19 protein-coding genes are annotated in these 21,454 nt (G+C 35.5%); 8 read left to right on the plus strand and 11 right to left on the minus strand.

The genetic code is table 11. The features are described from left to right. The first annotated feature begins 2 nt into the window (after positions 1 to 2). Complete coding sequence (locus GQS07_RS09895; RefSeq protein WP_158210650.1) at positions 3 to 1,142, plus strand: DegT/DnrJ/EryC1/StrS family aminotransferase; 1,140 nt, start codon at positions 3 to 5, stop codon at positions 1,140 to 1,142. Positions 1,143 to 1,753: 611 nt separating this feature from the next. On the opposite strand, the gene GQS07_RS09900 is transcribed toward GQS07_RS09895, so the two are convergent. From GQS07_RS09900 to GQS07_RS09910, 3 genes are all read right to left on the minus strand, one after another. Then, positions 1,754 to 2,146 (minus strand): glycerol-3-phosphate cytidylyltransferase, encoded by a 393-nt coding sequence (locus tag GQS07_RS09900; RefSeq protein ID WP_158210651.1) that lies wholly within the window; start codon positions 2,144 to 2,146, stop codon positions 1,754 to 1,756. A gap of 63 nt (positions 2,147 to 2,209) precedes the next feature. Beyond that, positions 2,210 to 2,566 (minus strand): glycerol-3-phosphate cytidylyltransferase, encoded by a 357-nt coding sequence (locus GQS07_RS09905; protein ID WP_158210652.1) that lies wholly within the window; start codon positions 2,564 to 2,566, stop codon positions 2,210 to 2,212. Between the two features lie 507 nt (positions 2,567 to 3,073). Beyond that, a complete protein-coding gene (locus tag GQS07_RS09910; protein ID WP_158210653.1) occupies positions 3,074 to 3,859 on the minus strand; it encodes a hypothetical protein in 786 nt (261 codons plus the stop codon). A gap of 457 nt (positions 3,860 to 4,316) precedes the next feature. On the opposite strand from GQS07_RS09910, the gene nagB reads away from it, so the two are divergent. From nagB to GQS07_RS09925, 3 genes are all read left to right on the plus strand, one after another. Then, positions 4,317 to 5,114: a glucosamine-6-phosphate deaminase gene (gene nagB / locus GQS07_RS09915; RefSeq protein WP_158210654.1), complete on the plus strand. Its 798-nt coding sequence runs from the start codon at positions 4,317 to 4,319 to the stop codon at positions 5,112 to 5,114. A 474-nt stretch (positions 5,115 to 5,588) separates the two neighbouring features. Further along, positions 5,589 to 6,605, plus strand: a complete 1,017-nt coding sequence (gene galE, locus GQS07_RS09920) for a UDP-glucose 4-epimerase GalE (RefSeq protein ID WP_158210655.1) — start codon at positions 5,589 to 5,591, stop codon at positions 6,603 to 6,605. Positions 6,606 to 7,307: 702 nt separating this feature from the next. After that, on the plus strand, positions 7,308 to 8,150 hold the full coding sequence (locus GQS07_RS09925; protein ID WP_158210656.1) for a hypothetical protein: 843 nt from the start codon (positions 7,308 to 7,310) through the stop codon (positions 8,148 to 8,150). Positions 8,151 to 8,313: 163 nt separating this feature from the next. Here GQS07_RS09925 and GQS07_RS09930 read toward each other — a convergent pair whose 3' ends face one another. Next, positions 8,314 to 9,381: a hypothetical protein gene (locus tag GQS07_RS09930; RefSeq protein WP_158210657.1), complete on the minus strand. Its 1,068-nt coding sequence runs from the start codon at positions 9,379 to 9,381 to the stop codon at positions 8,314 to 8,316. 419 nt (positions 9,382 to 9,800) lie between these two features. On the opposite strand from GQS07_RS09930, the gene GQS07_RS09935 reads away from it, so the two are divergent. The 4 genes from GQS07_RS09935 to GQS07_RS09950 all read left to right on the plus strand — a co-directional run bounded on the left by GQS07_RS09935 (position 9,801) and on the right by GQS07_RS09950 (position 15,465). Next, the gene (locus tag GQS07_RS09935; protein WP_158210658.1) at positions 9,801 to 10,901 is read left to right on the plus strand and encodes a hypothetical protein; all 1,101 of its coding nucleotides are present in this window, start codon (positions 9,801 to 9,803) and stop codon (positions 10,899 to 10,901) included. A 344-nt stretch (positions 10,902 to 11,245) separates the two neighbouring features. Beyond that, a complete protein-coding gene (locus tag GQS07_RS09940) occupies positions 11,246 to 12,361 on the plus strand; it encodes a hypothetical protein (RefSeq protein ID WP_158210659.1) in 1,116 nt (371 codons plus the stop codon). A gap of 336 nt (positions 12,362 to 12,697) precedes the next feature. Further along, a complete protein-coding gene (locus GQS07_RS09945) occupies positions 12,698 to 14,818 on the plus strand; it encodes a S8 family serine peptidase (RefSeq protein WP_158210660.1) in 2,121 nt (706 codons plus the stop codon). Between the two features lie 176 nt (positions 14,819 to 14,994). Continuing rightward, positions 14,995 to 15,465 carry a copper resistance protein NlpE gene (locus tag GQS07_RS09950; RefSeq protein WP_158210661.1) on the plus strand — a complete coding sequence of 157 codons (471 nt, stop codon included), beginning with the start codon at positions 14,995 to 14,997 and terminating at the stop codon, positions 15,463 to 15,465. A gap of 100 nt (positions 15,466 to 15,565) precedes the next feature. On the opposite strand, the gene GQS07_RS13780 is transcribed toward GQS07_RS09950, so the two are convergent. From GQS07_RS13780 to tsaD, 7 genes are all read right to left on the minus strand, one after another. Continuing rightward, entirely contained in the window at positions 15,566 to 15,790 is a 225-nt protein-coding gene (locus GQS07_RS13780) for a hypothetical protein (RefSeq protein ID WP_233269264.1), read from the minus strand. A 273-nt stretch (positions 15,791 to 16,063) separates the two neighbouring features. Beyond that, positions 16,064 to 16,390 (minus strand): hypothetical protein, encoded by a 327-nt coding sequence (locus tag GQS07_RS09955; RefSeq protein ID WP_158210662.1) that lies wholly within the window; start codon positions 16,388 to 16,390, stop codon positions 16,064 to 16,066. A 394-nt stretch (positions 16,391 to 16,784) separates the two neighbouring features. Then, positions 16,785 to 17,360 (minus strand): hypothetical protein, encoded by a 576-nt coding sequence (locus GQS07_RS09960; protein WP_158210663.1) that lies wholly within the window; start codon positions 17,358 to 17,360, stop codon positions 16,785 to 16,787. Positions 17,361 to 17,362: 2 nt separating this feature from the next. Further along, entirely contained in the window at positions 17,363 to 18,541 is a 1,179-nt protein-coding gene (locus tag GQS07_RS09965; RefSeq protein ID WP_158210664.1) for a THUMP-like domain-containing protein, read from the minus strand. Further along, on the minus strand, positions 18,542 to 19,633 hold the full coding sequence (locus GQS07_RS09970) for an AI-2E family transporter (RefSeq protein ID WP_158210665.1): 1,092 nt from the start codon (positions 19,631 to 19,633) through the stop codon (positions 18,542 to 18,544). A 12-nt stretch (positions 19,634 to 19,645) separates the two neighbouring features. Then, entirely contained in the window at positions 19,646 to 20,350 is a 705-nt protein-coding gene (locus GQS07_RS09975) for a 16S rRNA (uracil(1498)-N(3))-methyltransferase (protein ID WP_158210666.1), read from the minus strand. A 10-nt stretch (positions 20,351 to 20,360) separates the two neighbouring features. After that, positions 20,361 to 21,383: a tRNA (adenosine(37)-N6)-threonylcarbamoyltransferase complex transferase subunit TsaD gene (gene tsaD / locus GQS07_RS09980; RefSeq protein ID WP_158210667.1), complete on the minus strand. Its 1,023-nt coding sequence runs from the start codon at positions 21,381 to 21,383 to the stop codon at positions 20,361 to 20,363. Positions 21,384 to 21,454 lie beyond the last annotated feature (71 nt).

Consider the following 21,454-nt stretch of genomic DNA (forward strand, 5'->3'; position numbering starts at 1 on the left):
TAATGAAATCAAAAATCTGGTTGTCTTCACCTCATATGGGAGGGCAGGAATTAAACTACATTCACGAAGCTTTTGATCAAAACTGGGTGGCACCCTTAGGACCAAACGTAAACGGATTTGAAGCAGACTTAGAGGCTTTCTTAAAACAAGATGTACAAGTGGCTGCTTTAAGTGCAGGTACTGCTGCTTTACACATAGGATTAATTAATCTTGGGGTTAAACCTGGAGATGAAGTAATCTGTCAGACTATGACGTTTTCTGCTTCTGCTAATCCTATCGCTTATTTAGGGGCTAAGCCTGTATTTGTAGATAGTGAAACAGATACTTGGAATATGTGTCCGATTGCATTAGAGGATGCTATTAAAAGTAGAATGTTAGCAACAGGTAAAAAACCAAAAGCGATTATTCCAGTTCACTTATATGGTATGCCTGCTAAGATGGATGAGATTATGGCTGTTGCTAATAAATATGAGATTCCAGTATTAGAAGATGCGGCTGAAGGGTTAGGTAGTACATTCAAAGGACAACAATGTGGTACATTTGGTGAAATGGCTGCTTTGAGTTTTAATGGGAATAAAATTATTACTACTTCAGGTGGTGGTGCTTTAGTTTGTTCTACAAAAGAAGAAAAAGACCATACGGTATTTTTATCTACACAAGCAAGAGATAACGCACCTCACTACCAACACTCACACATTGGGTATAACTACCGTATGAGTAATATTAGTGCAGGAATTGGTAGAGGACAAATGGAAGTGTTAAACGACCGTATTGCCGCTCGTAGAGCAAACAATAAGTTCTATCAAGAGTTATTTGCTACTATTGCTGGAGTTACTGTATTTGTAGAGCCAACAGAAGATTTCTTCTCTAACCACTGGTTATCTTGTATTACAATTGATGAAAAAGTAGCAGGAAAAAACAGAGAACAATTGCGTTTAGCGTTGTTAGAAGAAAATATTGAAACACGTCCGTTGTGGAAACCTATGCACTTACAACCGGTATTTGCTGATGCACCATACTACGGAGCTAATAAGGTAGCAGAACACTTATTTGACTGTGGATTGTGTTTGCCTTCAGGTTCTAATTTATCTGATGAGGATAGAGAAAGAATTGCAGAGGCTGTTAAAGCATTTTTTGCATAGTAGTTTTCTATAGATTTATAAATTAATTGAGATACAATAATGTGTCTTTTCAAGATAATAAAAAGGCGAGCCTAATGGTTCGCCTTTTTTTGTGTAGTTTATGAATAGATTAAACCTTACATTTGGTCTCTTAAAGGATAAGAGAGAGTATTGTATTCAATGCACACACATTATTATACAAAATTTTTAATTTGCTTTCTCTTTATCCTTTTATACTACACTGTGCTATTGAGTTTACAAGTCAAAAGATAGTACTTACTCAAAAAACTCGCTACTCTACCCTTTATTTCTTTCGTGAATGCGCTATGATGCCTATTTTTACTATGGTAATCAAGTAGATGCCTACACACGGAAATGGTGTGTTTTATAGTCAATTATTTTTCAAGATATTAAAAAGTGCTAACGTTATAGAACGTTATTTGCTTTTTGATTTTTTCAAATGTGCTTCACCGTGAATGGTGAAGTAAGTTTTAAATTAAGAGGAATGTATGTTGCCTCAATATTAATGTTTTCTTATTATATCGAGCACCTCTGTTTACAGGGGTGTTCTTTTTATAGGGCTGTGGTAGGAATAAAAAAACACGAAGGTGCACTTCGTGTTCTTGTTTATACTATGATTGTTTCCTTTTATAACTTAAATAAGGCTTTAGGTTTCTTTTGTTGTAGTATATTTCAATATTGTTTTGTGTGCAATATTCTTTTGCTGTAAAGCTTTTTAATTTGTATTCTTCTCCAATAATTCGGACATCAATTTTAAAAGTGCGTAATATATTTTCTACATCAACTTCAGTTTCATAAGGAATAACTTCATTGACATATTTACAACCATTTAGTTGTATATAGCGGTTTGTTAGATTGTTGTTATGTACTGCTTCTATTGGTTTTTTGGGTGTGGTGTTTAAGCCAACGATTAAATAGTCGCATTGTTTCCGGGCTTCTTCTAACATCTGGATATAGCCTGCATTTAAGTGACTAAATGCAACAAATGTGATACCTATTTTCATTGTGAGGATGTGTTGTTTAAATAGTAATTTTAAAATATTGCTCTGTGAAAGAAACAATTTCAATTATAAAGAAAAATATTGTATTGCAATATTTTTTGCTTCACAATAGTCTTTAGCTACAAATGCGTCTTTATAACGTTTGTGTACAAAACGGATATTGATATAGAAAGAACGCATAATGTCTTCTACGTCTTGTTCTGTAATATAAGGAATGATTTCATCAATTAGTTCACAATTGTTTAATTGTACAAAACGCTCTGTTAAACTCAGGGTAGAGGGTTCTGTGTAGTTGTGATCTTTTGCCGGATTGGTTTGTAGTCCAACGATTAAATAATCACAGTGTTGTTTAGCGTCTTGCAACATAGCTAAGTACTGGGCGTCTAAGCTATAAAAAGGGCTAAAGGTGATTCCTACTTTCATTGTTTTGTTGATTTTGGGCAAATATAGCAAAATTGCTGTGTGGTTGTCATTCTTTATTTACAGTGTCCCCTTTTTACTTCTTTCGCTTAAATACCCCAAGAGGTCCGTTGGCTTTGATGTATTTGTTTAAGAGTTTAAAGGGAACGGTAATGTTTTGCTGTTTTAAGCTAACGTGTAATAGAGGTGGTTCGTAAAATTGGTAAGAGATTCCGTAGTTGTTTATGCCAAACATTTTATCGGTTATATCCTTGTCTATCGTTGTTGGTTCCCAATGGTGTTGAAGTAGGTAATTGTAGATTACTTCTTTTGCTTGAGGGATAAAGCATTCGTCAAATGAGATATAGTTTCCTGTGTTGGTGTTTATTAACTTGGTTTCATAGGCAATTGGAACAAGACCTCCTGACCAGTGTACCGAATGGCTGTTTAGCTGTATGATGTTATTGGCGTTATAGGCTACCTTGACATTGTGTATAGCATAGTGTAACGAATCTGGTGGTAGGGAATTGATTAGAATATCCCACGCTTGTAGGTTGGGGGTGAATAGGTAATCGGTTGGTCTAAGATGGTTTGGCGATTGTTTTGTAAATGATAAACTAATTCGTCTTCTACGGTTGTGAAGTCTGCTACAGAATTAACAACAAGTGCTTCTATTTTTCGATTGATCTCTTTTTCTATAGCCGCATTAGTATGTGCAATAGTCGGATAAAGCCATTGGGTTTTGTGTAGGTCTTGTAGGTTGTATTCTCCTTCTAAGGCTGTTTTAACCTGTGCTTGTTCTATAAACTCGGCTGTGTTGAACTTTTTTATATAGGTATGGTTGGTGGGCTGTTTTGTTAAATACAATTTGATGTTGACAGCTTTGTTAAGGTAATGTTCTGTTATAACTAAGGTTTCTGCGTCATAGGGCTCGATTTGCATCATAAAAAAGAATGTATGTGCCTTTGTTGCGTTGCGCAGTCCTGATGCAAATAAAGTAAAGTAAGGCGGGTTAAACGCCTTAGTGTTGTAGTTATACGTGGAGTTGTAATCGTATTGTCCGTATAAGTTAATGGCTTCTTTTTGGTAATAGTCAGTATATACAGCGGTAATCTGATTGTCTAAATGGGTTATGCTGATACTAATAGGGTGTTTATTGTCTATTAGCCCTTCGTAATAGTTGGTAATGGCATTGGGTAGTTCTACGGATGTTAGGCGAACATTGCTTTTTATTTCTCTGCTTAAGTCAAATTGGGCATAGATTGTAAAGAAGGGTAATAGTAATAGGATAAATAGGGTTTGTGTTTTGTAGTTCATTATATGGTGTTTTGTAAGGAAGGGCAAAAGTAGTTTTATTGGGTATTGATAGGGTGTTAAAATGGGTAAACACCTGTGTTTAGTGAGGGAAGTGATGAAGAGGGGAGTGGGAACTGTAAACCGAGAAGTGTAAACAGGGAACGGTGTCTGCTGTTGCTTTACTCAAAAAAAGCGGCTATTCATCAATTTTAACATTGTTAGATGTGAATGAATTACACGCATTGTGGAATAAATTTGTATTTTTGAGAACTTAAATCAAAATACATATCGCACTTATTGCAATTTTATTTGTTTTTTCTATCTGGGGAATAGGAGATTGTCAAATATTGACTTTATTTTAAGAATTACGTGGCATACAAATTGTAACTTGTAATGAAGGAGTGATGTTTAATGAAGAGGGATGATTTGAGTGCTATGGGAAGGGGTAAGCCCTGTTTTTAAAATTTAAAGTAAGTAAATGAAGGATTTTTATAAACCATCGAATATAAAATCTACTAAAGAGGATGTGGTTAAGGTATATGCAAGTCAAGAAGAGGCTTCTCAATATACGGCTAATCGTATTGCTGCGATTGTAAAAGAAAAGCAAACGAAGGGGGAGAATGCGATTATGGGGCTGGCAACGGGTTCTACGCCGAAAGGGGTGTACCAAGAGTTGATTCGCCTGCATAAGTATGAGGGATTGAGTTTTAGAAATATGATTACGTTTAACTTAGACGAGTACTATCCGATGATGCCGATTGAGGAACAGAGTTATGTGTCGTTTATGAAGAGTAATTTGTTTGATCATATTGATATTGTGAAGAGTAATATTCATATTCCGGATGGGACGTTGTCTATTGAGGGAATTCAGGAGTATTGTGAGTTATATGAACAGAAGATTGCTGATTTTGGTGGATTGGATATTCAGTTGTTGGGGATTGGACGTACGGGACATATCGGGTTTAATGAGCCTGGTTCTGTGGATTCGTCTAAGACGCGTTTGGTTACGCTAAACGACCTGACTCGTGAGGATGCGTCTGCTGATTTTGGTGGTAAGGAGAAGGTGCCTACGCAGGCGATTACGATGGGGATTAAGACCATTACGGATGCGAAGGAGGTGATCTTGCTGGCGTTGAGTAAGCGCAAGGCGGAGATTATTGCTAAGGCGATTGAAGGTGGGATTTCTGCAGAGGTGCCAGCTACGTTTTTACAGAAGCTTCAGAATATTGAGTATATCTTGGATGAAGAGGCGGCTTCGTTGCTTCGAAAGAGGTGAAATGTGAAACCGATTTGCGTGATGCGTAATACGTAATGCGTGAACCGATATACGTAAACCGAAAACCGTGATGCGTAAACCGTGAACCGAAAACCGATATACGTGATACGTTAAATAAAATATATATAGGACTGTCAGAGATGATGGTCCTTTTTTTTGGTGTGAATTGAGATGCGTGAAAGGTAATGCGTGATGCGTCTTTGTGGGGATGTATTATGCAGGTTTGTTTATAAATAAACAATAGGGGGCGAACACGTGGGTTCGCCCGTACGGAGCGCGGGGCGTGATATACATTCGTGAATGGGAAACCGAAAATGGGGAACCGTAAACCGTGATGCGTGATACGAGAAACGATAACCCATTAACTGTACACTAATAAAAAAGACATTTTGACCAATTTCCTTTGAACGGTTTGTGATAAAAGAATATCTTTGGGTTTGAAGAAGAAAATAGTCAATTAAAAAATATAAATACGTGAAAATATTAGTTACAGGTGGTTTGGGATTCATTGGTTCTCATACTGTGGTGGAATTGCAAAACCAAGGATATGAGGTGGTAATTGTGGATGATTTGTCTAATTCGTCTGTGGATGTGTTGGATGGTATTGAAGGGATTACTGGGAAACGCCCGACATTTGTGGAGTTGGATTTGAGAAATGAAGCTGGGGTTGAGAAGTTGTTTGCTGCTCATACGGATATTACGGGTGTGATTCACTTTGCGGCGTCTAAGGCTGTGGGGGAGAGTGTGGAGAAACCGCTGTTGTACTATGAAAATAATATTTGTCCGTTGTTATATGTCTTGAAACAATTGGAACAAAAAGAGAAGAGTCATTTTATTTTTAGTTCGTCTTGTACTGTTTATGGTCAGGCGGCGCAAATGCCGATTACTGAAACTGCTCCTGTGCAGGTGGCGTTGTCTCCTTATGGAAATACGAAGCAGATTGGGGAGGAGATTATTACGGATGTGACTAAGGTGACTAATATTGATGCGATTTTATTGCGTTATTTTAACCCGATTGGGGCGCACGAGTCTGGATTGATTGGGGAGTTGCCGTTGGGGGTTCCTCAAAACTTAATCCCGTTTATTACGCAAACGGCTATTGGTATTCGCAAGGAGTTGTCTGTGTTTGGTGATGATTATAACACGGCTGATGGTACGTGTGTGCGTGATTATATTCACGTGGTGGACTTGGCTAAGGCGCACGTGGCTGCGTTGGATAGATTGGTGAAGGGTGAGAATGTGGCTAAGGTGGAGACGTTTAATGTGGGTACTGGTAAGGGTACGTCGGTGATGGAGATCGTGAATACGTTTGAGGCTGTGGCTGGTGTGAAATTGCCGTATAAGATCGTGGATAGACGTGAGGGTGATATCACTGAGGCGTATGCGTGTACGAAACGTGCGAACGAGGTGCTGGGCTGGAAGGCGGAGCAAACGTTGGAGGAGTCGCTGCGTAGTGCGTGGGCGTGGGAACAGAAGGTGAGAGGAGTGTAGGTTGTTAACCGGTAACCGATATGCGTGAAACGATATGCGTAAAACGTGAACCGAAAACGGGGAACCGATATGCGTGAAACGTTAATCTAAAATATATAAGGGACTGTCAGCAATGATGGTCCTTTTTTTATGGATATAGTTTATCGGTAGAGACGCAATACTTTGCGTCTAACATTTGCATTGCGGTATGCGTGGGGGGAATCCGTGAACCTTAAAACGTGAAAAGTGATGCGTAAAACGATATGCGTGAACCGTAAAACGTGAAGCGAAAACCGAAAACCGAAAACGGGGAACCGTGAACCGTGATACGTGATGCGTGAAATGTGATGCGTCTTTGTGGGTATGTATTATGCAGGTTTGTTTATAAATAAACAACAGGGGGAGAATACGTGGGTTCGCCCGTACGGAGCGCGGGGCGTGATATGCATTCGTGAATGGGGAACTGAAAACGGGGAACTGAAAACGGGGAACCGTAAACCGATATGCGTGAACTGAAAATGCAGAAACTTTTATATATCCGAATAATTAGGGGAGTGGTTGGTTTTTATTGCTGATTTTTTGATGGAAACAGGGGTTTGGTTCAATTATCTGTAAGCAATATTGGTGTTTTAGGTTGTTTTTTGTAATATTTGTGTTTCTTGTGTTTTTTGAGTGATTTTTTTAAGTTATTTGTATTTATTGATAAATTAAATTTAAAAAGTTATGAAAAAGATATTATTTCTGTTTTTGGCTGTTATTGCTTTTGTTGGTTGTAGTAGTGATGATAACACTAATAATGTGTTGGTGAGGGAAGAGTTGTTATTGACTGCTGAAAAAAATAAGATAATTGTTGGGGATGAGCTTGTGTTTACTGCAGTGGATAGTGAGGGTAAGGTAGTAGATGCTGCTTTTTATATTGAGGATAGGCAAGTAAATAACCCTGTGAAGTTTGATAGGTTGGGTGTTTTTTATGTGGTGGCTAAGAAGGAGGGATTTAAGGATAGTAATGTGTTGAAGGTGTTTGTGCACGAGGAAACTGTAGAGGACACACCAAATGATAAGCCAATCTTTTTTACGTTAGATGGAACGGATATTGAATTTGAAATTGTGATGCTTGAGGTTGTGAGTGAGGATATTGTGGTGGATGGAAGCGTTGTGAAAGTTGATAAGGTTGTTGAGCTTGAGAATGGTAAGTTGGCAAATGTGTATGAGCTTATTCCTGCTGGTGAACAGGTTGCTGCGTTTTTGACGTTCAATGTAGTGAATGAAACTATTGTTAAAGAAAATGGTGTGATTGTAGATTATGGTAAACGTGTGTTGCCTAATAAAGATAGTGAAATTGTGTTTGAGGATTTCTTTTTGATCGGGGAGCATAATCTGGATGTGGATAAGTATTCTTTGAAGAGTTTTGAGCTTGTTTTTGAAGAGTTAGTGGTGGATAAAAATGGTGTTGGTGTTGGAAAAAATGGAGTGAATGGTGCGGTTGATGTGGCGTTTTCTTTGACTAATGATGCGAATGAATTGAAGTTTGCGTTTAATGGGAATGTGATTTTTAAAGAGAATTAGTTTTTGAAATAGGGAATGGGGGAATGTGAAATGTAATGCGTGAAGCGAGAACTATGTACAGTATATTCAAAAAAAAAGGACTATCGCATTGATAGTCCTTTTTTGTATTTACAAGTTGATTGTAAGCTTAAAATGCTGTAATCGCAATGTAATATTTTATTTGTTATTTAGAAGGAGCGGTAAAATCCATTGAACGGAAACTTCCGTTGTAGTTGATTTTTATACCTGGTGCTTCAATTAGAATTTTAGTCTCTCCACCATCGTTGAAACCTTTTAATTTTGTGTCAAAAGTTTTGAAGTGATTATCTTTAATGTCATAAAACTGAACATTTTTAGATACCCATCCACCAATATTAAGTTCACGTTCTGGGTTTTCACCTGGTAATTGTAGTGGTAACTTGATGTCTTGTAATACTCTTTTTGTAATTCTCATCATTGCTCCTTGTGCTTCACCGTTAACTCTTCCGAAATCAGTAGTAGTAGCAGATATTACAAAGTTTGCATAGTAAAGAGTTGTGAAACCAGCTTTTACAGAAAATATTTTAGGTTTTTTAACACCATCAACAGTTTCTGATTCTACAAGCATTCTTACTGAATTCGGGTCAATTTCGTGAGCAACACCGTTAATTTCAATAAAGAATTCAGCTGGTGCTTTTTTAGCTACAACGTTAATTTCTATTTCAGTACTATTGTTGTATCCTTCTTTAGATGCTGTAAATTTAAAAGTCCCTTCTTTAGTTGTAGTCCAAGTACCGTTTGTAACTACTTTTCCGTCCGCATCTTTTATAATAGCATCAGCTACTTGTTTTTCGCCATCTGTAACAAAGAATTTTACTACATCTCCAACTTCTACTGATGTATAGTTTGCAGTAATAGCTAAAGTTTTGATTTCATCTTGTTCACCCGCCGCTTTTTCAACAGTAATAATTATTGGATTACTTGTTTTAACTCCAGCTTTTTTAGCGATAACCTCATAAACCCCAGCTTTATTGAATTGGTGAGGTGTGTAGATTTGTTGATCACCAATGAATAATTCTGCTTGACTTTCTCTTTCTCCGTTGAAAGTAATCATAAATCGTACAGATTCTCCTCTTACCACATTGGTTTTTGTTGCTTGTACTTCTAATGCTTGTTCTACTAATACAACTTCTTTTGTGTTGTCATCACTACTACATGATGTACCTAATACTGTTAGCCCTGCTACGAAAAGGCACATTATTAATTTTTTCATAAATATTGGTTAATTAATTTCTGGCACAAATTAACAATGTTTTATTTAAATTTAATAGTTCAAAAGCCCTGTAAACCCTTATATACATTGAAAAAACATAACTTTAACTTCAATGTGAATAATTATATAAATTATTGTGTATTCTATTGCTGTTTGGATCGGTATTTTTATAGATCGTTTTCACTTGTTAGGTGTCTTGTTTTTGGTTTTTTATTAAGATTTTACTTCTTTATTTGTTCTTATATTTTGATTTATTTTAGTGTTTAGAGGGTATTTTGTAAGTATTTTTTAAATAGTTGTTTATTTTGTTTGTGAATGTGTATTTATATTTTATATTCGTGGCTGTCTAAAGTTAATATTAAGCTAATATTAACTTTTAAGAGGTATTTAACAATAAACTAACAAATAGATCTATAATTATGAAAAAAATCGGTTATGCATTAATGTTGGCAGCTATGATTGCTGCTTGTAGCAGTGATGATAATAGCGTTGAAGGACCAAAAACAGAGGAAGGGGTATTAAAATCTCTAAAATTACAAGCATCGACTACTACTGTTGTTGTTGGAGGTGAAGTGATTTTCACCCTTTTAGATGACGCAGGTAAAGAAGTTGATGGAGCGGTAATGCTTGATGGTAAAGAAATTACTAAAAAGTACGTTTTTGATAAAGTAGGAGTATTTAAGGTTGTAGGTGCTAAAAAAGGATTTAATGCAAGTAATGAGGTAACTATTACTGTATCTGAAAAAGAACTGGCTCCGTTGACATTAAAGGCAAGCACTACTGAGGTTGAGGTAGGACAGAAAGTTACTTTTGAAGTGATGAGTAAGGATGCAGCTGTTAAAGAAGGTGTGAAGATTTTTGATGTGAAAGCGAATAAAGAATTGGCAGGAATGGAATTCGTAGCAACTGCTGCTGGTGAGTTTGAGTTTTTAGCGAAAGGTGAAGGATTTGCTGATAGTGAGAAGGTAACTGTTAAAGTGAAAGAAGCTGTAAAGACATTGGGAACTAAAGTGACTATTAATGGAATATCACATATTCTTTCTTCTGTAAATATGGAGCTTAAAATGACCAAAGATGATGTAACCAAAGCTAAACCTATTGATATGGGGAATGGTGTTTATGGAAATGAGTACTCTTTTACAATTAATCTTAATCAGAACGATAAAAATAATTCAGGGTATATTTTCCTTGATTTTATTGTTGAAAACCCTACGATTAAAGTTGATGCAGCTGGAAAGGTTACTGATTTTGGTAAACGCGTATTGCCTACTAAGAATTCTAAAGTAAAATGGAAAGCTATTTGGTCAAGTAATGATAATTATAAAGTAAACAATTTAGGGTCTTCTATGAAAGATGCTATCGCTGTATTTGAAAAAATAAGTTATGATACTACACCTTATAGACCAGGAAGTTACAATGGAGAATTAGCTGTGGGGTTACAGTATAAGGCAGGTGATGTGAATTTTGAATTGAATTTAGAATTTAATGGAAAATCAATTTTAAGAGAAAGGTCAGAATAGTTTGAATATCATTTTTTTAATTATTATTTAGTAGAGGGAGGACTTTTTAGTTCTCCCTTTTTTTTGCGATAATGTTAAGAGAGAAGACTAAATGTTTGATTTGTTATATTTTAAAGTAATAGTTTTTGTTTGAGATAGCTATTGAACTGTGTTTTTTTTGTTAATATTTGGTTTTTTAAGGAGTAGTGATTGAATATTATTTATTTAAATAAGTGAGTTTTGTGAAATAAATGTAAAAATAAGGGTGTAATAGTGTTTTTTTTGAGTAATGTTTGATTTGTTGTATTTTTTTAAAACATTTTTCTTGTTATTTGTTTAACTATTAATCAAATACGAAAAAAATTATGAAAAAGTTATTACTTTTATTTGTAGCTACTGCTGCTTTTATTGGCTGTAGTAGTGATGATAACAACAGTGAAACTCCTGTTGTTGTTAAACAGGATTTAGTGTTAAGTACTTCTAAGGCTAATGTAACTGTTGGAGAAGAGCTTGAGTTTACTATTGTGGACAAGGCTGGTAAGAAGGTAGATGCTGGTGTTTGTGTTGATAATAAAGCAGTCGCGAATCCAGTGAAGTTTGATCAGGCAGGTATTTTTAGTGTTGTTGCTAAGAAAGAAGGATTTAAGGATAGTAATATCTTAAAGATTGATGTGAGCGATAAGAAGTTGGTTCAGTTGAAACTTGAGGCTACTGCTTCTTCTGTCATTAAAGGTGACCAAGTGATGTTTACTGTATTTGCAGATAATGTTGCTGTTAAAGACGCTATTGTTTATAATGAAAAAACAGGTGAGGCTCTTGTAGATAATGTTTTTGAAGCGAATGAATTAGGAATGGTTAGTTTCGTAGCTAAGAAAGAGGGATTTGCAGATAGTGCTGTTCTTACTGTAAATGTAGAGTCTAAACCAAATGGTTATTTTGTAAATGGCCTTGAGTTAGATATTGATCTTGTTGTTCTTGATTTGATTCAAGAGAATGTGGTGGATGTAAATGGAAAGTCAATTGTGGTTGATAAGGTTGTTGAACTTGAAGATGGTAGATTAGCTAATGAGTATAGTTTGATGCTTATAGAGGAAAATAATTTTACTTTCTTGACTTTGTGGGTAGCAAATAACTCTATTGTGAAAAAAAATGGGGTGATTGTTGACTATGGTAAACGTATTTTACCTACTGAAGTAACAAAAAAATCGGATGTTGTTTTTCGTGACTTGTTCATAGTTGGAGAATACTTTATTATGGAGAATTATCTGACTGTTTCACAATTTGTGTTGGATTTTAATAAGTTAGAGATTCCTGCTAAAGGGATTGGTGTTGGTGAAAAAGGTGTAATGGGAGATATCGGTATCGGCTTTGATTTTGAAAGTGATATGAATAATATTGAATTTAATTATACAGGGGAGATCTTTTTTACTGAATCTATTGAAAAAGAGAGTAGATCTTTTAGGGTAAAAAACAAGTTATAAAATATACTTATATAGGAGTAGATAAAAATTTTAATGCTTTGATACAATTATATAATTCCTGATTAAGGAGAAGGTAGAAGGAATTCTACCTTTCTTTTTTTTAGAAATATTTGATAAAGGTTCGATTTATTAAATATTAAAAGGTTTTCTTAAAATTAATCTAATATTTGGTAGTATCTTAGTGGTTGAGGTATTATTAAAAAGAGATTAATGCTTATTAATCATAATATTTCTTTGTAAAAATCAATGTTTTTATGTTTTAATGTAATTATTTGTTTTTTAAGGTTTGTAGTTTGTTAATTTTTATTACATTTAGTTTTTGAATAATTTAACGATATGAAAAAAATTACACTTTTTGCTTTTTTAGCAGTTCCTCTATTTTCTTTGCAGATGAGAGGGCAAGATTTACAAACAAGAACTAAGGTAGTTGCTACCTATGATGTAGCTTCTGCTAAGATGGAAATAGAGAAGATTGCTATAGATGCTCAGCAAGAAAAAGAGAAGGCATTCGAAATTGCTGAAAAGCTTGGAGTTCAAACAAGTGGTATTAGTCCGAAAGGGAACTATTACGAGTTAGTACGTGTTGATGAAGGTGGGGTGTTGTTTTACAGAACAACATTAGGTATGGGGTCGAGAGCTACTCAAAATGCTGAAAATATACCTGTTGGTACTAAAGGAGTGTTGTTAGAAGGAAAAGATATGCTTGTAGGGGTAATTGATGGGATGTCTGCTTTAAGTGCGCATCGTGAGTTTATTACATCTCCTTCTGATAAAAAAAGTCGTGTTACTGAGAAAGATGCTATTAGTAGAGTTCCAAGTGATTATAAAAGTAAAAGAGAGTATGAGAGCTCAAGAGCTCACGCGACACACGTTTCTGGTATTATAGCCGCTGCTGGTTTTTATGTAGGAGGTGAAGCAAAAGGGATTGCTCCTAAGTCTAATGTGTTAAGTTATAATTGGGGATCTGATACTTCTAAGATGACTACAATGGCGGTAGATGGAGTATTAGTAAGTAATCACTCTTATGGAGCAAAATTCTTTGATGATTATGGGACTATATTAAGTGATGCACACAGAAATTTATTAGGTGCTTATGATTTAAGTAGTTACCGTTTTGATCAAATTGCTAATAAATATCCTTATTATTTACCTGTTACTGCAGCAGGGAATGATGGAGGGGATCAAGCTAAAACTTATTTGAATTATCCGAATAAGAAAAATGTAGATATGCTTAATGGAACGTCTGTTTCAAAGAACGTTGTTGTAGTTGCAGCTATTCATGAGGTGCCTTATTATACTGGACCTCAAGATGTAAAGTTAGCTTATTTTAGTAGTCAAGGTCCTTCTGATGACTTTAGAATTAAACCTGATATTGCTGCTAAAGGGGTGTCTGTTTATAGTACTACTTATTATGCGCCTGAAAATCCAAATGATACACCAGATACGCATAGAAATCAAAATATGGATGGTACTTCAATGGCTGCTCCTGCTGTTACTGCTGTTTTTGCTTTATGGCAAGAGTGGGCAAGTAAGTATAGTGTTTCAAAAATGCCTTACACTGCCGCTACTATACGTGCATTAATGGCACATACAGCAGATGAGGCTGGTTCTGCACCTGGTCCTGACCATTTGTTTGGATGGGGATTGCTTAATGCTAAAAACGGGGTTAATGTAATGGAGGGTGCTTCGGTTGGAACGAGTGCTTCTATTAAAGAGAGTACTTTAAAGCAAGATGAAAAATTTAAAACTTCTATTGAAGTTAAAGAGAAAAATAAAAAGGTTGTTGTAACGCTTGCTTGGAATGATCCTGCTTTTAAAAAGTATGCTTCAAGTTACGGTTATAATGAAAAAACAATGATTGACAATCCAACTTTAGTGAATGATTTAGATATTGTTGTTGTGAAAGGTGATAAGACTTATTTACCTTGGAGATTGACTAAAAGTCATAGTAATCTAAAAGCAGAAAGAGGTAATAATAATGTTGATAATATTGAGAAAATTGAGTTTACTGCTTCTGAAGTTGGTACATACGAGATTGTAATTTCTCATAAAGGTTCTTTAGAAGGGGGAAAACAAGATTATTCTTTAATCACAAGTGTTGGAGAGTTTAAAGATCTTGATAAACCTGATTATAATGAAGGAAAACCTGAAGACAAAGAGGGTGAGAAACCTGGAGACAAAGAAGGTGAGAACCCAGTAATTGAAAGTGATTCTTTTGGTATTTGGCCTAACCCTGTAGCTGATCAAATGTATATCAATATGAACTCAAGATATATTGATGAAGTTGCACACGTTAGAGTGTTTGATATTGATGGTAGAATGGTACGTGACTTTAAAGGTTTTGTTGGTGCTGATGGTAAGCTAACAGTAAATATGGCAAGCTTAACTGTAGGTTCTTACTTTGTTGAAGTGAAAACAGGTAAGTTTAAAAAGAAAGTAAGAATTATGAAAAGATAATATCGTTAAATTAAAGTGTGATTTTAAAGCCCTCTTTGTGTTTGCAAAGGGGGCTTTTGTTTTTTAGTGTGTAAATCGTAAACCTTAGACAGTTAATAAAGAATTAAAATTGTATTAGGCTTTTCTTTTAATGTGATATTTATTTGTATTTTTATACTTCATAAAAAAAAAGGGAAATGAAAAAAGTTAAAATGACATTAGCGATGACTGCTATGGTAGCTGGAATTGCATTTGTAGGTTGTAAAGACAACAAAAAAGTAGAAGAGACTCCTGCAACAGAGCAAACTGAACAAGAGGCTGAGTATGTTGATACTGAGCATACTTCTCAAAATTCTTTAGATTGGAATGGTACTTATGTAGGTGTTACGCCATGTGCTGACTGCCCTGGTATCGAAACTACTATTGTTTTAAATGATGACAGTACGTTTAAAGCAACTTATGTTTACCAAGAGAAGAAAGACGGTACGTTTGAAGAAGCTGGTACTTTTGCTTGGGATGACAAAGGATCTGTGATTACTTTAAAAGACGCTAAGAGTGAAGTGCTTGCAGTTTACCAAGTTAGAGAAGGAAGTCTTAAACAATTAAACTTAGATGGAACTGAAGTGGAAGGTGAGTTAGCTGCACACTACGTTCTTGCAAAAAAATAGTGATTTAATCACAGTAAATTAAAAAGCCCCTTACAATAATATTGTAAGGGGCTTTTTGTTTAAAATAACTATGTATTTATTTTGAGAATTATGTTATTGCTTATAGCAATTGTCGCTGTGATCGTTTGAATAATAATATACCACTTGCAAGTAAACCTAAGCTTACTATTATCTCTGTAGTGTCATTTTCTGCAAGTTGATTACTTACTACTGCTATGTCTGTCTGAGTCGTTTCTTGGCTTGTTATATTGTACAGTTGATATGCAAATAAAAATAACGAGATAGCAATTACGAAGAAACTACTATATTTTAGTTTTTTATTCATGCTGCTTGTGATTTAATTAAATGGGATTATTATTTATATAAGACGAATATAGGTATAATATATGAATTATTGTTAAATAGTGTGTTTTATTTTTTAATTTATGTGAATAAATTATTTTTGTTGTCTTTTTTTGGCTTTTGTTTAGAATAAAAGTAGGTGATATTGAAAGAAGATGTAACTGATAAAGCGTAGTTGTGAGTAGTAATCCAATAAGTGTAGTACAACGTTGTCAAAAAAAAAGACCCCTTTATGGGGTCTCAATTATAAGTTTTCTTATTTGATATTGATTAATTCAATTTCTTTTAAATAAGGATGGTCTTTAACTTCAAGTATTAACTCCTCTGAGTTAAATGTTTTGATAGTAAGTCGTAAGACTTCATCGCTTGATGAGTGTAGTGTAATCTCATCTCCATCAAATTTGTAAGTTCCTTTGTCTTCAATTAGGCTGTAACGATCAAGTAAAGAAAAGTGCGAGTCTTTTAAGTTGATCTCAACAGATGATAATTGTAAGCTGGTACGAATACCAGCAGGGCAATCTGGAGTGAAGGCATAAAATGTGGTGAGCCATTTCTTCTCAAGATTAACGCGGTTGAATTCCATTGTTCTTGCTTCGTCGAAAGTGGTGATTTCGCTCTCAGCTGAACAGCTTTGCAGAAAAAGAAGCCCGAAGACTGCAATTACTGCGACGTAAAGTGTTAGTAAGCGCTTCATAGTGTGGTTGTTTTTAAGGTTTTAAATCATTGTGGTTATTAAGGATTTGTTTTCTTAAAAATATGACAATCACTTAAGATTTGCAAGGACATTTTTTAGAATAATGAAATATTTTAGTGGAATAAGTTCTTATTTTGTACTACTTTCTTTGTAAACTCTTAGTTTTAAAAGGTTTGTATTGACATTTCGTGACGTGTTAAAATGAAAAAATAGCTTCTACAGTTGTAAAAGCTATTCATTTTATAATTTATAATTGAGATTAATATAATCTTGAGCTTATTTTTTATTGGAGTAAACATGGGATGTTGTCAATAAAAAAGGCAGATGGTTGAGAATTCACTTCTAATTGAGTAGATTCAAGTTCATTTTTAATAGTGTAAGGGATGGCTTGATTAGCATACCTAACTTGTACTTTTTCTAAAGGCGATTCTCTTAAATATTGTAAGTCTTCTGTCTTTAATAAAAACGATGTGGACAAAATACGAATATTGTTTTTGTTCTCTTTGTCATAAATATAGGTATCGCACTTTTCTTCTCCTATATAATAGGCTGAAAGTACGCGACCGTTGTTTAGTTTAAACGAGATTATACTGCGGTAGTTGATACAAGTAATCGGAATGAAGTCCTGACTCTTCTGAATCAACTGTACGTGTAGAAAGTGATTGTCGTCTGATTTGATTAACGAAAAGAAAAGAGTGTTATTTCCTTTTTCTTGTACGTCTTCGTAAACCAATACGTCATTGGTCTTTCTAACATTGGTACTGTCGTTTACAATTTCATAGTCTATTGAGCACTTTTCTTGTGCGTGGGCAAATAGACTGCTACACAGAAGTAGAATTAGGGAAAGGCAATTTTTCATAACTATGTTGTTTTGCAACAAATTATGATAATTTTTTCATTTTTCAAGTTTGTTGTGAAGAAAATATAAACATCGCCTCCGTCTTTTATTTTCCACTTCTTTCTGATTTCTTCTACTTTCAATGGGAAGTTACGCACGGTTACATTTGCCTTGATATTAGTAAGGTGTGTTTTGGCGTTTTGTTTGTTGAAAGGAACGACTTCTTGTATTTTGAAACTACGCCCTGGGAAGTTGACCAACTCTTCACTTGTGTACAGTTGGCTATGGGGATGTAGTTTGTTGATCTTGTATTGCTGACTTACCACATCGAACTTCCCTGTTTTCAGGATAGCACTGTTAGGTTCGTACAAATACTGCTGTGGCGCGTGAAAGCTTGCCACTGCTTGATCGGTTAGACTGGTGTGAAACAACTGTGGTTCGTCTTTGGTAAGATTAACCGCTACTAAGGCTATTTCACCTTCATATCCTTTTTCTAATATCCACAGCAATTCCTTCACATCGTTGTTTAGGGCAACAATATGGACAGCCTTTACGTGGTTTAACTCACTGATACCGGCGTGTATATCCAATAGGGGTGAGGTTTTGATTAGAATGGTATTCGTATGTGTAAACAGGTCGTTTAAATGCTCTGGTACGTTTGGCGTACAATCGCTTAAGAAGAATACCTTCTCCTTGGCAGAATTACGACGCGCTGGATCTACGTATATATAGTCCCACTGTTTGTTGTTCTCTTTTAGGTAAACAAGACTATCTCCGCAATGGCAAGTGATGTTATCAACGCCTAAGGCAGTGTAGTTATGAGCAACAATTGCGCTTAGGTCTTCTTGCATTTCACAGTGCTGTACCGCTTTAACCTGTTTGGAAAAGTAGTAACAATCAATTCCGAAACCACCTGTTAAGTCAATCAAGCTATCACCTTGTACCAAAGACGCTTTGTATTTGGCACACTCCTCTGAAGAAGTCTGTTCTATAGATAGCTTCTTTGGAAATAGGATATTGTCTGTGGCGTACCACGTAGGTAATTTGTCTTTAGACTTTTGTTTGGACTCGATTTGCGTTAGTAGTTCGCTCATCTCTATATGAGTAAATGGACTCTTTTTAAAGGCTAACGACTTGATGTCGCTGTGTAGCTGTTCTTGTATATATTGCTGAACGTCTTCTGCTAAAAGATGGTTTTTCAATTATAATTTTTTTGTAAGGATTTGTATGAATCTGACGTTTGGTAAAAACTCTTTTCCAATTACTTTTAAACAAGTGTAGATTGGCACTGCGGCAATCATACCAAAGATTCCAGAGAACATTCCACTTGCTAAAATAACAATGAATATTTCTAAGGGATGTGACTTTACGCTGTTTGAAAAGATTAACGGTTGGTTTACTACGTTGTCGATTAACTGTATAGTAAGGAATCCGATAAACACGGTTAATGCTTTAGGTAGGGTAACATCTGTGAAGTTGTCGCCTATGAAACTAAGCATTGTAAACATCACAGCTAATATGTTTCCAATTAAGGGTCCGATATAAGGAATGATGTTTAAAATAGCACATAAAAAGGCAATCATCAAGGCTCCTTTTGTACCTACTGATATCAATAGGATGAAACTTAGGATAAAGATGATGAAGGTTTGGGCTACTAAACCAAGGAAATAACGTGATAATAGGTTGTTAATCTTGTCTATCGAGTTTAAAACTCTGTTTTCTTGTCTAACAGGGAATATCTTTTTGAATTGGTATTCTAAGACAGCTTGGTCTTTTAGAAAGAAAAAAGCAATGAATAGAATAGCAAATAACCCCATTCCGAATTCGCTCAATAGGCTTAGTATAGAGTTTAATAGGTTAGGGACAAAGTCAAGCTTTACCTGTGATTTTAAGTTAGATTCAGCTATAATCTTGTCAAGGCTAAAACCTTTAGCGTCTAAATAATAGTCTATTTTACTGATTAATCCGTTAAAATCCTCTTGTAAGTGCATGGTGCTCAAGACAGATAGATTCTGTGCTTGAGTAGTAAACAAAGGCACAAACATGAAGATAAACCCAACGAAAAAAGCCAAGAATATGGTAATGGTAATTGATACAGCTATGATGCGTTTGATGCGTAGTCTTCTACGCATAAACTCAACAAGAGGCTTGCCGATTAGGGCTAAGACAAAGGCAAAACCGATATAGATAAATAAGGGGCTGATTTCTAATAGGAAAAGACCTAATAGGGTGATTGCCGTTAATATTAGTACAGCACGTACTATTCCTTTTGATATTGTCTTAGAATCAATCATCGTGTTTATATGTTATTCATTGGCAAATACGAAACTGTGTACTGCTACTAATGCGGCAGTTTCTGTTCGCAATCTTGTGTGTCCTAAAGAGACTGGTTTGTACCCTTTAGCTAAGGCTGTTTCTATTTCACTCGTAGAAAAGTCGCCTTCTGGACCAACTAAAAGTAAATAATTTTTGTGAAGTGGGATACTGTTTTTCAATAAAACTTTCTCTGTGTCTTCGCAATGTGCAATATATTTCTCGCCTTCGTGTTCTTTTGCCATAAACTCTTTTAAGGTGATAGGCTCGTTTAATATAGGCATATGGTACTGTAAAGACTGCTTCATAGCCGATTGAATAATCTTCTCAAAACGTTCTGTTTTAACAACTTTTCGTTCTGAGTGATCACAGATAATTGGCGTTATCTCGTGGATACCGATTTCTGTTGCTTTTTCTAAGAACCACTCGTAACGCTCGTTCATCTTTGTTGGCGCTACAGCAAGGTGTAGGCGGAAAGGCGTGTGAGCTTGGTCTTCGTGTGATACGATTTCTGTGATACACTTCTTGTCTGAATCCAGAGAGATTTGCGTTGTAAACAACGTTCCTTTTCCGTTTGTTACATAAAGAGTATCACCCATTTTACGTCTTAATACACGGATAATATGTTTGCTTTCATCTTTGTCAAAAGTGAAAGTTGTTTGTCCTTTTTCAATTTCAGGAGAATAGAATAATTGCATAGTGGTAGTCTTAAAATTCGATACGCGCTTTTGATACGACTGATGAGTCGGCAAATTTAGATTCAAGGAAACGGTAGTATCCTACGATTCCGATCATAGCTGCGTTGTCTGTTGTGTATTCAAACTTAGGTACAAAGGTTTTCCATTTGTATTTCTTCTCTGCGTCTTTTAACGCTTGGCGAATACCAGAGTTTGCAGATACACCACCTCCGATAGCGATTTGCTTAATGCCTGTTTCCGCTACGGCTAACTTTAGTTTGTCCATCAAGATATTGATGATTGTATGTTGGATAGACGCACAGATATCAGCGATGTTTTCTTCTATGAAGTTTGGATTAGCAGCTACGTTTTTCTGGATAAAATACAAGATTTGTGTTTTCAATCCACTGAAGCTGAAGTTAAGTCCGTCTACCTTAGGTTTGGTAAATTGAAATGCTTTAGGGTTTCCTTGTTTAGCATATTTATCAATTAAAGGACCACCTGGGTAAGGGAAGCCTAATACTTTAGCAGACTTGTCAAATGCCTCACCTACGGCGTCATCTGTTGTTTCTCCTAATATTTCTAAGTCAAAGAAGCTGTTTACACGCACGATTTGTGTGTGTCCTCCTGAGATAGTTAAGGCTAAGAAAGGGAATTCTGGTTTGTCAAATCCTTCTTCGTCTATAAAGTGACATAGGATATGCGCGTGCATATGGTTTACAGCTACAAGGGGAATGTCAAGTGCTAAAGAAAGCGACTTAGCAAATGATCCACCTACTAATAAAGACCCCATAAGTCCTGGTCCTTGTGTAAAGGCAATTCCGCTTAAATCTTCTTTTGTAATACCTGCTTTTTTGATAGCTACGTCAACTACTGGCACGATGTTTTGTTGGTGTGCACGAGAGGCTAACTCTGGAACTACACCTCCGTATTCTTCGTGAATTTCCTGTCTGGCTACGATGTTTGATAGTACTTTGTTGTCTGCCATAATCGCTGCTGATGTGTCGTCACAAGAGCTTTCGATGGCTAAAATATAGGTAGGTTTTGAAGACATTTTACTGTTTTATCTTTTGATAATTTTAATAAGGTTATTTCTACCGAACCCTATCGAAAAATAATTAAATT

It is taken from the genome of Myroides phaeus, from assembly GCF_009799805.1.
GTDB lineage: Bacteria > Bacteroidota > Bacteroidia > Flavobacteriales > Flavobacteriaceae > Flavobacterium > Flavobacterium phaeum_A.

Coding starts and splice junctions, on each gene's coding strand:
- GQS07_RS09930 (WP_158210657.1), bottom strand. CDS start 9,381: ATGAAAAAATTAATAATGTGCCTTTTCGTAGCAGGGCTAACAGTATTA.
- tsaD (WP_158210667.1), bottom strand. CDS start 21,383: ATGTCTTCAAAACCTACCTATATTTTAGCCATCGAAAGCTCTTGTGAC.
- GQS07_RS09975 (WP_158210666.1), bottom strand. CDS start 20,350: ATGCAATTATTCTATTCTCCTGAAATTGAAAAAGGACAAACAACTTTC.
- GQS07_RS09960 (WP_158210663.1), bottom strand. CDS start 17,360: ATGAAAAATTGCCTTTCCCTAATTCTACTTCTGTGTAGCAGTCTATTT.
- GQS07_RS09925 (WP_158210656.1), top strand. CDS start 7,308: ATGAAAAAGATATTATTTCTGTTTTTGGCTGTTATTGCTTTTGTTGGT.
- GQS07_RS09940 (WP_158210659.1), top strand. CDS start 11,246: ATGAAAAAGTTATTACTTTTATTTGTAGCTACTGCTGCTTTTATTGGC.
- GQS07_RS09910 (WP_158210653.1), bottom strand. CDS start 3,859: ATGAACTACAAAACACAAACCCTATTTATCCTATTACTATTACCCTTC.
- GQS07_RS09895 (WP_158210650.1), top strand. CDS start 3: ATGAAATCAAAAATCTGGTTGTCTTCACCTCATATGGGAGGGCAGGAA.
- nagB (WP_158210654.1), top strand. CDS start 4,317: ATGAAGGATTTTTATAAACCATCGAATATAAAATCTACTAAAGAGGAT.
- GQS07_RS09955 (WP_158210662.1), bottom strand. CDS start 16,390: ATGGAATTCAACCGCGTTAATCTTGAGAAGAAATGGCTCACCACATTT.
- GQS07_RS09950 (WP_158210661.1), top strand. CDS start 14,995: ATGAAAAAAGTTAAAATGACATTAGCGATGACTGCTATGGTAGCTGGA.
- GQS07_RS09945 (WP_158210660.1), top strand. CDS start 12,698: ATGAAAAAAATTACACTTTTTGCTTTTTTAGCAGTTCCTCTATTTTCT.
- GQS07_RS09905 (WP_158210652.1), bottom strand. CDS start 2,566: ATGAAAGTAGGAATCACCTTTAGCCCTTTTTATAGCTTAGACGCCCAG.
- GQS07_RS13780 (WP_233269264.1), bottom strand. CDS start 15,790: ATGAATAAAAAACTAAAATATAGTAGTTTCTTCGTAATTGCTATCTCG.
- GQS07_RS09900 (WP_158210651.1), bottom strand. CDS start 2,146: ATGAAAATAGGTATCACATTTGTTGCATTTAGTCACTTAAATGCAGGC.
- GQS07_RS09970 (WP_158210665.1), bottom strand. CDS start 19,633: ATGATTGATTCTAAGACAATATCAAAAGGAATAGTACGTGCTGTACTA.
- GQS07_RS09935 (WP_158210658.1), top strand. CDS start 9,801: ATGAAAAAAATCGGTTATGCATTAATGTTGGCAGCTATGATTGCTGCT.